The organism is Nocardioides sp. WJ219 (assembly GCF_058559815.1).
Map to the genome: position 1 here is coordinate 91,080 of NZ_JBZUJV010000011.1, position 11,644 is coordinate 102,723.

Below are 11,644 nucleotides of genomic sequence, written 5' to 3' on the forward strand. Positions count from 1 at the left end.
GCCTACTCCCCGGTCTCCCAGCCGCGTCGCTCGCACAGCCAGTCCCACAGCACGTCGGCCTGCCAGCGCTGGTGGTCGCGCAGGTGCGGCGACGTCGCCGGCACGGGGTCGTCGGCGGTCTTGAGGAAGTAGCCGATCACCAGGGCCAGCACGATGTCGACGGCCTCGTCGGGCACCCCGGCGAACGTCGGGTGGCCGGCGAGGACCGCGTCGACGTCGAGCCCGTCACCGCGCGGGCCCACCAGCAGCATCAACGAGTCGATCCAGGCGGCGCCGACCACCGGCCAGTTCCAGTCGCACAGCACGCTCGTGCCGTCGGGGCGCACCAGGATGTTGTCGTCGCGCACGTCGGTGTGCAGCAGCGTCCCGCCGTCGCAGACCTCGGCGTAGCGGGCGGCCAGCGCGGCCGCCTCGGCCCCGTGCGGCAGCACGAACGTCCGGCGGGCGTAGTCCCAGTGCGCCGGCCAGGCGGCGAACTCCTCGACGAAGGTGTCCAGGGCGAGCCCCGCCGGCGGCGGGGTCAGCAGCTCGGCGGTGGTGGCGAGCATGGCCAGCGACGCCTCGAGGTCGGCGTCGGTCCAGGGGCGGTGCGGTGCCCGGCCCTCGACGTGCTCGATGCCCAGCACCACCCAGTCGGCGGTGGTCTCGACGCCGAGCGTCCACCGCAGCCGCGGCGCCGGTACGCCGTGGGGCAGCGCGGCCAGCTTGCGCGCCTCTTCGCGGTAGGAGTGGGCGAACATCCGCTGCGCCTTGACCGACGCGGCCTTGACGAAGTGGCGTGACCCGTCCGCACCGACCAGCACCGAGGCGAACCCCGGCGTGAACCCCGCGGTCTGCGAGTGCGCCCGGGCCACCTGGGTGCCGATCCGGTCCTCGACGAGCGACCGCAGCTCCGGGGGGAGGTGGGGCCACTCGAGGCGCTGCGCGGTCCGTCCGACCGGGGCGGGGTAGGCACGGCGCACGCTCACGTGCCCATCCAAGCGGGTCATCGAATATGTCGACCCGCCGGAGCCTGGAAGAATGGACGGCACCATGCCCCCGACTGCCTCCGCGCCGAAGCCGGGTCAGACCGACCCCGCGATCATCCGCAACTTCTGCATCATCGCCCACATCGACCACGGCAAGTCGACGCTGGCCGACCGGATGCTCCAGCTGACGGGGGTCGTCGACGCGCGCGCCGCCCGGGCGCAGTACCTGGACCGCATGGACATCGAGCGCGAGCGCGGCATCACCATCAAGAGCCAGGCCGTCCGGATGCCGTGGACCGTGCCGGCCGGCAACGACGAGAGCGCCGAGCCCGGCACCTACGTGCTCAACATGATCGACACCCCCGGCCACGTCGACTTCACCTACGAGGTGTCGCGCTCGCTCGAGGCGTGCGAGGCCGCCGTCCTCCTGGTCGACGCCGCGCAGGGCATCGAGGCCCAGACGCTGGCCAACCTCTACCTCGCGATGGGCGCCGACCTCCACATCATCCCGGTGCTCAACAAGATCGACCTGCCGAGCGCCAACCCCGACAAGTACGCCGCCGAGATCGCGGGGCTGGTCGGCTGCGACCCCGACGACGTGCTGCGGGTCAGCGCCAAGACCGGCATGGGCGTCGAGTCGCTGCTCAACCACATCGTGGCCGAGACCCCGCCGCCGGTCGGCGACGCCGACAAGCCGGCCCGGGCCCTGATCTTCGACTCCGTCTACGACACCTACCGCGGCGTGGTCACCTACGTGCGGGTGATCGACGGCAAGCTCTCGCACCGCGACCGGATCAAGATGATGTCCAACGGCGTCGTGCACGAGATGCTCGAGGTCGGCGTGATCAGCCCCGAGCCGGTCAAGTCCGGTGACCTGGGCGTCGGCGAGGTCGGCTACCTGATCACCGGCGTCAAGGACGTCCGCCAGTCCCGCGTCGGCGACACCGTCACCACCCAGCACCACGGCGCCACCGAGGCCCTGGGCGGCTACAAGCACCCCAACCCGATGGTCTACGCCGGGCTCTACCCGATCGACGGCGACCAGTACGGCGACCTGCGCGAGGCGCTGGAGAAGCTGCAGCTCAACGACGCCGCCCTGGTCTACGAGCCCGAGACCTCCGGCGCCCTCGGCTTCGGGTTCCGCGTCGGCTTCCTCGGCCTGCTGCACATGGAGATCACCCGCGAGCGGCTCGAGCGCGAGTTCGACCTCGACCTGATCTCCACCGCGCCCAACGTGGTCTACGAGGTCGAGCTCGAGGACGGCACCGAGATCGAGGTGACCAACCCCAGCGAGTTCCCGGAGATGAAGATCGCCGAGGTGCGCGAGCCGGTCGTTAAGGCCACGATCCTCAGCCCCAGCGACTACATCGGCACGATCATGGAGCTCTGCCAGGCCAAGCGCGGCCAGCTCGGCGGCATGGACTACCTCTCCGAGGACCGCGTCGAGATGCGCTACACGCTGCCGATGGGCGAGATCGTCTTCGACTTCTTCGACCAGCTGAAGTCGCGCACCAAGGGCTACGCCTCCCTCGACTACGAGCGCTCGGGCGAGCAGGCGGCCGACCTGGTCAAGGTCGACATCCTGCTGCAGGGCGAGCCGGTCGACGCGTTCAGCGCGATCGTGCACAAGGACGCCGCCTACGCCTACGGCGTGATGATGGCCGGCAAGCTCAAGGACCTCATCCCGCGCCAGCAGTTCGAGGTGCCGATCCAGGCCGCCATCGGCGCCCGGGTGATCGCCCGCGAGAACATCCGCGCGATCCGCAAGGACGTCCTGGCCAAGTGCTACGGCGGCGACATCACCCGCAAGCGCAAGCTGCTGGAGAAGCAGAAGGAGGGCAAGAAGCGGATGAAGATGGTCGGCCGCGTCGAGGTCCCCCAGGAGGCGTTCGTCGCCGCCCTCTCCAACGACGGCGCCGGGTCGGCGTCGGAGAAGGGCAAGAAGTAGCCGTCCCGGTGCGCGTCCCCGACGCGTGGTCGGCCCGGCACGAGCCCGACCCGCGGTGGCAGCCGTGGCTGCGCCGCCTGCCCCGCCTGGCCGCCGACGTGCTCGAGGAGTGGCGCCTCACCGTCGGCGGCGAGCAGCGCCACGGCCACACCGCGGTCGTGCTCCCCGTGCGCACCGCCGACGACGTCCCGGCCGTGCTCAAGATCTCCTTCCCCTTCGAGGAGGTGCGGTTCGAGCACCTGGCGCTGCAGCACTGGCACGGCGACGGCGCCGCCCGCCTGCTGCGCGCCGACCCGGGACGCACGGCGATGCTGCTCGAGCGGCTGCACCCCACCGACCTCCTCGACCTGTGGGACCTCGAGGCGTGCGAGATCGTCGGCGGCCTGTACGCCCGGCTCCACGTGCCGGCCCCGCCGCAGCTCACGACCCTCTCGTCGTACGTCGCCCGCTGGACCGAGGGCCTGGCCGGCCTCCCGCGCAGCGCCCCGGTGCCACGCCGGCTCGTCGAGCAGGCGGTCTCGCTGGGTCACGCGTTCGTGGCCGACCCGGCGACCGACGGCACCCTGGTGCACGGCGACCTGCACTACGAGAACGTGCTCGCCGGTGACCGGGACCCGTGGCTCGCGATCGACCCGCAGCCGATGAGCGGCGACCGGCACTACGAGCCGGCCCCGATGCTGTGGAACCGCTGGGACGAGCTGGCCGGCGACGTACGCGGCGGGGTGCGTCGGCGCTTCCACACCCTCGTCGACGCCGCCGGGCTCGACGAGGACCGGGCCCGCGACTGGGTCGTCGTGCGGATGCTGCACAACGTGCTGTGGGAGCTCGACGAGCGGGAGCCCGACGACGGGTGGATCACCCGGTGCCTCACCCTCGCCAAGGCGGTCCAGGACTAGCGGCCCCCTTGGCAGGATGGGGTCATGTCCTGGGTGCGGTCGGTGCACGTCGGCGGCCCCCGGCCGGTGACGTGGACGACCATCGGTCGCACCTCGATCGACAAGGTCGAGGTCATCGGCCCCGTCGAGGTCGGGCCCCTGGGCCTGGCCGGCGACCAGGTCTCCAACACCCACCACCACGGCGGCGTCCACAAGGCCGTCTACGCCTTCGCCCGCGAGGACCTCGACCGCTGGGCCGAGGCGTTCGGCCTGCCGGTGCCCGACGGGATGTTCGGGGAGAACCTCACCACCGAGGGCCTCGACGTCAACGGCGCCGAGATCGGCGAGCGGTGGCGGATCGGGGCCGAGGTCGTCGTCGAGGTCTCCATGTTCCGCACCCCCTGCCAGACCTTCAAGGCGTGGCTGGGGCGCAACGGCTACGACGACCGCGCGTGGCTGCGCCGCTTCGCCGAGGACCAGCGCCCCGGCGCCTACCTGCGCGTCGTCGTCCCCGGGGTGCTCCAGGCAGGGGACCCGGTCGAGGTGGTGCACCGGCCGGGGACGGGGCGGACCGTGTCGTCCTGGTTCGCCGAGGTGTTCCGGCGACCGGGCTGATCCACCGATCCACTGTCGGTCGTCGCGAGCCGTGATCTAGGTTACTCACCAGCAACCTCGTTGGTCTCGGCCGTTCACCCGGAGGACTCCATGCCCGTCAACCACGACGCCTCGTTCGTCGACCACCTCGCGCAGAACGTCGCGGTGCAGTTCCTCGACCGGGTGCAGGCGACCCCGGACGCGGAGGCGTTCCGGTTCCCCCGCGGCGAGTCGTGGGAGTCGGTGACCTGGAAGCAGGCCGGCGACCAGGTCTCCCGGCTCGCGGCCGGGCTGCTGTCGCTGGGCCTCGAGCGCGAGCAGCGCGTCGGCATCGCCTCCGGCACCCGCTACGAGTGGATCATCGCCGACCTGGCGATCATGTGCGCCGGCGGCGCCACCACCACGGTCTACCCGAGCACCAACGCCGACGACACGGCGTACATCCTCAGCGACTCCTCCAGCCGCTTCGTCTTCGCCGAGGACGACGAGCAGCTCGCCAAGCTGACCGAGCAGCAGGACCAGCTCGGCGAGCTGGTCAGGATCATCACCTTCGACGGCCAGGCCGACGGCGACCGGGTGCTCACCCTGGACGCGCTCGGCGAGCTCGGCGACGCCTACCTGGCCGAGCACCCGGGCGTGATCGCGGAGACCGCGGCCTCGATCCCGGCCGACCAGCTCTCCACCCTGATCTACACCTCCGGCACCACCGGCCGGCCCAAGGGCGTGCGCACCCTGCACCGGGCGTGGGTCTACGAGGGTGCGGCCATCAAGGCGCAGGGCATCCTCGACGAGTCCGACCTGCAGTTCCTGTGGCTGCCGATGGCGCACTCCTTCGGCAAGGTGCTGCTCTCCACCCAGCTCGCCTGCGGCTTCGCGACCGCCATCGACGGCCGCGTCGACAAGATCGTGGAGAACCTCGGCGTGGTGAAGCCGACCTTCATGGGCGCCGCGCCGCGCATCTTCGAGAAGGCCCACGCCCGCATCGTCACCATGACCGCCTCGGAGGGCGGGGTGAAGGAGAAGCTGTTCAAGCAGGCCTTCGCCGTCGGCACCAAGGTCGACGAGCTGAAGCTGGCCGGCAAGTCCGTGCCGCTGCCGCTCAAGGCCCAGCACGCGCTGTTCGACCGGCTCGTCTTCAGCAAGGTCCGGGCCCGCTTCGGCGGCCGGGTCCGGTTCTTCATCTCCGGCTCGGCCGCGCTCAACGCCGAGATCGGGCAGTGGTTCCACGCCGCCGGCATCCTCATCCTCGAGGGCTACGGGATGACCGAGAACGCCGCCGGCGCGACGGTCAACCACCCCGACGCCTACAAGATGGGCACCGTCGGCCAGGCCTTCCCGGGCAGCGAGGTCCGGATCGGCGACGGCGACGAGGTGCTGCTCCGCGGGCCGCACATCATGGCCGGCTACCACAACAACCCCGAGGAGACCGCCAAGGCGCTCGACGAGGACGGCTGGCTGCACACCGGCGACAAGGGTTCCCTCGACGCCGACGGCTTCCTCACCATCACCGGCCGGATCAAGGACCTCTTCAAGACCTCGGGCGGCAAGTACGTCGCCCCGCCGGCGATCGAGGCCAAGTTCAAGGCCCTCTGCCCCTACGCCAGCCAGTTCATGGTCTTCGGCGACGAGCGCAACTTCGTGGTCGCGCTCGTCACCCTCGACCCCGACGCGATGGCCGGGTGGGCCACCGAGAACGGCATGGACGGCAAGCCCTACGCCGAGGTCGTCGCCTCCGAGCCGGTCCGCACGATGGTCGCCGGCTACGTCGAGCAGCTCAACGCCCGGCTCAACCGGTGGGAGACCATCAAGAAGTGGGAGATCCTCACCGAGGACCTCACGATCGAGTCCGGCGAGCTGACGCCGTCGATGAAGGTCAAGCGCAACGTCGTCGCCGCCAACAACAAGGAGCTCATCGAGAGCTTCTACGGCTGAGGCCCAGCGGTGGTCGAGGAAGGCGCGCTAGCGCCTGTCTCGAGACCCCCGCAGGGACGGAGCTCGCCGTTCGCGTGCGCCTCACCGGGTCTGGAGACGGTCGTGACCGACCTCCTCGACCGCCGTCGCTCGCTGACCGGTGCGGTGGGAGACTGGCCGGATGCCGTCAGCCCTGCCGGCCGGTGAGCCGGCGCCCGACGACGGCAGCCTCCCCACCACGGCGCTGGCGGGGCTGGGGGAGCGCGGCTTCTCCGTCTACGTGCACGTGCCCTACTGCAGCGTGCGGTGCGGCTACTGCGACTTCAACACCTACACCGTCGCCGAGCTCGGCCCCGGGGCGAGCCGGTCGACGTACGCCGCGCAGGCGGTCGAGGAGGTGCGGCTCGCCCGCCGCACCCTCGGCGACGTCGACCTTCCGGTCCAGACGGTCTTCCTCGGCGGCGGCACCCCGACGCTGCTCCCGCCCGCCGACCTCGCCTCCGTGCTCGCCGCGATCGACGACCAGCTCGGTCTCGCGCCGGGCGCCGAGGTCACCACGGAGTCCAACCCCGACTCGGTGACCCCGGCCGACCTCGAGGCGCTGCGCGAGGCCGGGTTCACCCGGATCTCGTTCGGCATGCAGTCCGCGGTGCCGCACGTGCTGCAGGTCCTCGACCGCACCCACGACCCCGATCGCGTGCCGTACGTCGTCGAGGCCGCCCGCGCGGCCGGGTTCGAGCAGGTCAGCCTCGACCTCATCTACGGCACGCCCGGCGAGTCGCTCGCCGACTGGGAGACCTCGCTCGACACCGCGCTGGCCTGCCGGCCCGACCACGTCTCGGCGTACGCGCTGATCGTCGAGGACGGCACCGCCCTGGCCCGGCAGGTGCGCCGCGGCGTCGTCCCGGTGCCCGACGACGACGACCTCGCGGACAAGTACGTCGTCGCCGACGAGCGGCTGACCGCCGCCGGTCTCGGGTGGTACGAGGTGTCCAACTGGGGCGAGCCCTGCCGGCACAACCTCGCCTACTGGCGTGGCGGCGACTGGTGGGGCGTCGGCCCCGGCGCGCACTCCCACGTGGGGGGCACCCGGTGGTGGAACGTCAAGCACCCGGCGGCGTACGCCGACCGGCTCGCCGCCGGCCGCTCGCCGGTCCACGCCCGCGAGGTGCTCGACGACGAGACCCGCCGTGTCGAGCGGGTGCTGCTCGAGGTGCGGCTGCGCGACGGGCTCCCGCTCGACGTGCTCGACGGCGACGGCCGCCGCGAGGTCGCGGGCGTCGTGGCCGACGGCCTGGCGACCCTGGACGGCGACCGGCTCGTGCTCACGCGCACCGGCCGGCTGCTCGCCGACGGGGTGGTCAGGCGCCTGCTGTGACGAAGTCGATGAGCTCCTCGACGCGGCCGAGGAGGGCCGGGTCGCAGTCGGCGTAGGAGTCGACGCGCGACAGGATCTGCTTCCAGGCACGCGCGATGTCGGCCTGGGTGTCGTGCGGCCAGCCGAGCGAGGCGCAGACGCCCTTCTTCCACTCGATCTCGCGGGGCACGTCGGGCCAGCGGTCGAGACCGATCCGCTCCGGCTTGACCGCCGCCCAGATGTCGATGAACGGGTGGCCGACGACGAGCACGTGCTCGCCCTCGACCCGGGCCGCGATCCGCTGCTCCTTGGAGCCCGGCACCAGGTGGTCGACCAGGACGCCGACGCGGCGCTGGGGACCGGCGCGGAAGTCGCGGACCACCTCGGGCAGGTGGTCGACGCCCTCGAGCAGCTCGACGACCACGCCCTCGAGGCGTAGGTCGTCGCCCCACACCTTCTCCACCAGCTCGGCGTCGTGGCGGCCCTCGACGAAGATCCGGCTGGCGCGGGCCACCCGCGCGCCCGCGCCGTGCACGGCGACCGAGCCCGACGCCGTGCGGGTGGGCCTGGCCGGTGCGGCGCGGCGTACGGGCGCCGACAGCACGACCGGGCGGCCCTCCAGCAGGAAGCCGGGGCCGAGCGGGAACGTACGACGCCGCGAGCGGCGGTCCTCCAGCGTGAGGGTGTGCAGGTCACGGTCGACCGCCACGATCTCACCGACGAAGTCGGTCATGACCTCCTCGACCACCAGGCCGAGGTCGGCGCTCGCCTCGGTCGCCCGGCCACGCTTGGGCGCGCGCCAGTCGCCGGCCAGGACGTCGGAGCCGTAGCGATCCACGTTCCGACGCTAGGCCCGACCGGGCCTGCGGGCGGTCAGGACGCGCCGTGGCCCTTGTCCTGTGACCCACTCGACTCCTCGGACGGCTCCTCCGGCTCCGACCCCTCCGAGGACTCCGCCTGCTTGCCTCCGGTGAGGAGGTCGTCGACGGTCTCGTTGGGGCCGAGGCCCGCCGCCATCGGGTTCTCCTCGGGGTTGAGGTCGTCGGGCAGCTGGTCGTCCTCGATGGCCTGGGGGGTCGTCGTGGCGTCGTTCTCGTCGGGCTGGCTCATGGCCGCGAGGGTACGCCCACCGCCGTGGACGCCGCTCAGATCAGGGGCAGGCGCTTCTGGGCGCGGGGCAGCTGCTCGTAGATGCGGCGGACGGCGTCGCCGAGGTGCTCGACCGGGAACGGCCACTCCGCCGAGGCGAGCGCCTCGGCCACGGGCACCCCGCGCCCTGCCAGGTCGCGCGTGGTCTCGGCGACCAGGCCGATGTCGTTGCGCTGCTGCTCGACGAAGTCGCGGTCGACGACCGCGCCGTGGCCCGGCACCACCAGGCTCGCGGAGGTGGTCAGGCCCAGCACCACGTCGAGGCTCAGCGGCCACTCCAGCGGCCAGCAGTCGGGTCCGAACCCCGGCGTCGCGTCCCGCTCGGCCGACTCCTCGACCAGGTCGCCGGCCAGCACGACGTCGGCGTCGGGCACCCGGACGACGAGGTCGCCGGCGGTGTGCCCGCGGCCGGGGTGGACCAGCTCGACGAAGCGGTCACCGAGGTCGACCACGCGCGCGGAGGAGAACGTGTGGTCGGCCACCACGAGCTCGGTGGCCTGCACCTCCGCGCGGTGCGGGTCGTCGGGCTCGTCGTCGTACCGCCGCTTGATGCGCTCGCCGGCCTCGGCCATCGCCGCGGCGGCCGTCTCGTGGGCGTGGATCGGAACGTCGCCGTACGCCGCCCGCACGGTGCCGTTGCCGAAGCAGTGGTCGAAGTGCTCGTGGGTGTTGACCACCTCGACCACCTCGCCGGCCCCGAGCGCCCGCACGTCGGCGACGACCTCGCGGGCCGCCTGCGCCGAGGCGTGCGTGTCGACGACGAGCAGCCCGCGCTCGCCGCGGACCACCGTCACGTTGACGTCGAACCACGCGTGGCGCGCGACCCAGACCCGGTCGGCGATCTCGGTGAACGGCACGCAGCCGTTCTAGCAGAGGGGCCCGGCTAGCAGAGCCCCGCGTGCAGCTCGGCGCGGAGCAGGTCGCCGAGCTCGGCGGTGGTGGTCGCCGTCCGCGGGAACTCCAGGCGCCGCCGGTGGGCCCCGTCGAGGTCGACCCACTGCACCTCGACGCCGGCGGGGGAGAGGTCGCAGAGCGAGACGCCGACGACCTCGGCCAACCGGGTGCCGGTGGTGGTCGAGACCGCGCGGCGCAGCTCGTCCTGGTGGCAGAGGTTGGCGTGCTCGACGGAGCGCTGCAGGTAGCCGCGGTTGAGCAGGTGGTCGGCGGAGCGGAAGTCCTCGACCGGGACCCGCGCCTGCTCGGCCGGGCCGGCGTGCGGCCCGGCCAGCACGACGACGTCGACGACGAGCACCACCGTCTCGCGGACCTCGGTGCAGCACTCGCAGGCCTCGCGACCGCGACGCTCGAGCGTGCCGCCGAGGGAGAGCACCGCGGCGCGGTCGGCCGACGCCGCCGGGCCCAGGCCGCTCTCGAGGGTGAGCAGCGCCCGGCGTCCGGCCGTCGCCGCCTCGACCAGCCGGGTGTCGACGGGGCAGGAGAAGGTCGGCACGCCGCCGATGTCCTGCATGCCGAGCTCGGCCGCGCCCTCGGTCCCGGCGTCGCCGAGGTCGCCGAGGTCGCCGAGCACGTCGTCGACGCCGTCGACGACCAGCGAGACCCCGGCCGGGCAGGCGAGCACCGAGCGGGCGGCGGCCGCGAGCAGCGTCGGGTCGCCGGTGGACGTGTGCTGGTCGACACTGGTCATGACGTGCTCCTCGGGTCGGGACGAGTAAGGCAAGCCTAACCTTTGCGCCGGACGGCGTCCAGGCGGGTTCGGTGTGCGGGTAGGCTTGGCACTCGGTGGCGGCGAGTGCCAGCCACCGTCGACGCCGAGGAGGGACGCCGTGCAAGAAGAACGCCGCCTCGCGGTCCTGCGGGCGATCGTCCAGGACTACGTCGCCACCGACGAGCCGGTGGGGTCCAAGGCGCTCGTGGAGCGCCACGGGCTCAACGTCTCGCCGGCCACGGTGCGCAACGACATGGCCGCGCTCGAGGAGGAGGGCTACCTCGCCCAGCCCCACACGAGCGCGGGCCGGGTCCCCACCGACAAGGGCTACCGCCTCTTCGTCGACCGGCTCGGGTCGGTCAAGCCCCTCAGTGCCGCCGAGAAGCGCGCCATCGCCGGGTTCCTCGACGGCGCGGTCGACCTCGACGACGTCGTCTCCCGCAGCGTGCGGCTGCTCTCCCAGCTGACCCGCCAGGTCGCCGTCGTGCAGTACCCCACGCTCTCGCGCTCGACCGTGCGCCACGTCGAGCTGGTCGCGCTGGCGCCCGACCGGCTGCTCCTGGTGCTGATCCTCAGCACCGGGCGGGTCGAGCAGCGCGTGGTCGAGCTCGACGCCGACCTCCCCGAGGACGACCTGGCCCGCCTGCGCCGGCGCCTCAACCAGGCCGCCACGGGCGAGGTCATCGCCGACGCGGTGGTCGCGCTGCGCTGCCTCGACGACGAGCCGGCCCCGGCCCCCGCCGTGGCCACGGTGCTCGCCGAGGCGATGAGCGACTACCGCTCCGTCGACCGGGTCGCCGTCGGCGGTGCCGCCAACCTGGCGCGCTACGGCGACCACTTCGACTCCGCCGTCCGCCCCCTGCTCGAGGCGCTCGAGGAGCACGTCGTGCTGCTGCGCCTGCTCGGCGAGGCCTCCGAGGCCGGCACCGTGACCGTCCGCATCGGCGCGGAGGGCCCCATCGAGGAGTTCGCGTCGACCAGCGTGGTCACCACCGGCTACGGCCCCCACGACGACGCCCTGGCCACCCTCGGCATCGTCGGCCCCACGCGCATGGACTACCCCGGCACGATGGCCGCGGTCCGCGCGGTCGCCCGCTACGTCTCCCGGATCCTCGACGAGACGTGACCCACCTCCCGCCCCCCTTCCCCATGCCTCGAACCACCCAGAAGGAACAC

At 72.7% G+C, this 11,644-nt stretch carries 11 protein-coding genes; 6 read left to right on the top strand and 5 right to left on the bottom strand.

The window, feature by feature from the left end:
• Nucleotides 1-2: 2 nt before the first annotated feature.
• Nucleotides 3-968, bottom strand: coding sequence for a phosphotransferase family protein (locus tag AC4MBH_RS21060; protein WP_491797365.1), 966 nt, complete (start codon nucleotides 966-968; stop codon nucleotides 3-5).
• 64 nt (nucleotides 969-1,032) lie between these two features.
• Between AC4MBH_RS21060 and lepA the strand changes: the two genes are divergently transcribed.
• The 5 genes from lepA to hemW all read left to right on the top strand — a co-directional run bounded on the left by lepA (nucleotide 1,033) and on the right by hemW (nucleotide 7,674).
• Entirely contained in the window at nucleotides 1,033-2,916 is a 1,884-nt protein-coding gene (lepA, locus tag AC4MBH_RS21065) for a translation elongation factor 4 (RefSeq protein ID WP_491797366.1), read from the top strand.
• A gap of 8 nt (nucleotides 2,917-2,924) precedes the next feature.
• Nucleotides 2,925-3,812 (top strand): aminoglycoside phosphotransferase family protein, encoded by an 888-nt coding sequence (locus AC4MBH_RS21070; protein ID WP_491797367.1) that lies wholly within the window; start codon nucleotides 2,925-2,927, stop codon nucleotides 3,810-3,812.
• A gap of 24 nt (nucleotides 3,813-3,836) precedes the next feature.
• Complete coding sequence (locus AC4MBH_RS21075; protein WP_491797368.1) at nucleotides 3,837-4,406, top strand: MOSC domain-containing protein; 570 nt, start codon at nucleotides 3,837-3,839, stop codon at nucleotides 4,404-4,406.
• Between the two features lie 90 nt (nucleotides 4,407-4,496).
• The gene (locus AC4MBH_RS21080) at nucleotides 4,497-6,317 is read left to right on the top strand and encodes an AMP-dependent synthetase/ligase (RefSeq protein ID WP_491797369.1); all 1,821 of its coding nucleotides are present in this window, start codon (nucleotides 4,497-4,499) and stop codon (nucleotides 6,315-6,317) included.
• A 160-nt stretch (nucleotides 6,318-6,477) separates the two neighbouring features.
• Nucleotides 6,478-7,674 (top strand): radical SAM family heme chaperone HemW, encoded by a 1,197-nt coding sequence (gene hemW / locus AC4MBH_RS21085; RefSeq protein ID WP_491797370.1) that lies wholly within the window; start codon nucleotides 6,478-6,480, stop codon nucleotides 7,672-7,674.
• Here hemW and AC4MBH_RS21090 read toward each other — a convergent pair.
• Genes AC4MBH_RS21090 through AC4MBH_RS21105 form a run of 4 tightly spaced genes read right to left on the bottom strand, consistent with a single transcriptional unit; the run spans nucleotide 7,658 to nucleotide 10,447 of the window.
• The gene (locus AC4MBH_RS21090; protein WP_491797371.1) at nucleotides 7,658-8,491 is read right to left on the bottom strand and encodes a DUF3097 domain-containing protein; all 834 of its coding nucleotides are present in this window, start codon (nucleotides 8,489-8,491) and stop codon (nucleotides 7,658-7,660) included. The two genes, hemW and AC4MBH_RS21090, sit on opposite strands and share 17 nt — an antisense overlap.
• Nucleotides 8,492-8,526: 35 nt before the next feature.
• Entirely contained in the window at nucleotides 8,527-8,763 is a 237-nt protein-coding gene (locus tag AC4MBH_RS21095) for a hypothetical protein (RefSeq protein ID WP_491797372.1), read from the bottom strand.
• Between the two features lie 35 nt (nucleotides 8,764-8,798).
• Entirely contained in the window at nucleotides 8,799-9,659 is an 861-nt protein-coding gene (locus tag AC4MBH_RS21100; protein ID WP_491797373.1) for an MBL fold metallo-hydrolase, read from the bottom strand.
• A 26-nt stretch (nucleotides 9,660-9,685) separates the two neighbouring features.
• Entirely contained in the window at nucleotides 9,686-10,447 is a 762-nt protein-coding gene (locus AC4MBH_RS21105; RefSeq protein ID WP_491797374.1) for a hypothetical protein, read from the bottom strand.
• Nucleotides 10,448-10,586: 139 nt separating this feature from the next.
• Here AC4MBH_RS21105 and hrcA point away from each other — a divergent pair, with 139 nt between their 5' ends.
• Complete coding sequence (hrcA, locus tag AC4MBH_RS21110) at nucleotides 10,587-11,594, top strand: heat-inducible transcriptional repressor HrcA (protein ID WP_491797375.1); 1,008 nt, start codon at nucleotides 10,587-10,589, stop codon at nucleotides 11,592-11,594.
• Nucleotides 11,595-11,644: the final 50 nt, after the last annotated feature.

Bases quoted from the DNA above. Each gene is read 5' to 3' on its own strand.
- lepA (WP_491797366.1), top strand. From the start codon at position 1,033: ATGCCCCCGACTGCCTCCGCGCCGAAGCCGGGTCAGACCGACCCCGCG.
- AC4MBH_RS21075 (WP_491797368.1), top strand. From the start codon at position 3,837: ATGTCCTGGGTGCGGTCGGTGCACGTCGGCGGCCCCCGGCCGGTGACG.
- AC4MBH_RS21080 (WP_491797369.1), top strand. From the start codon at position 4,497: ATGCCCGTCAACCACGACGCCTCGTTCGTCGACCACCTCGCGCAGAAC.
- hemW (WP_491797370.1), top strand. From the start codon at position 6,478: ATGCCGTCAGCCCTGCCGGCCGGTGAGCCGGCGCCCGACGACGGCAGC.
- AC4MBH_RS21095 (WP_491797372.1), bottom strand. From the start codon at position 8,763: ATGAGCCAGCCCGACGAGAACGACGCCACGACGACCCCCCAGGCCATC.
- AC4MBH_RS21105 (WP_491797374.1), bottom strand. From the start codon at position 10,447: ATGACCAGTGTCGACCAGCACACGTCCACCGGCGACCCGACGCTGCTC.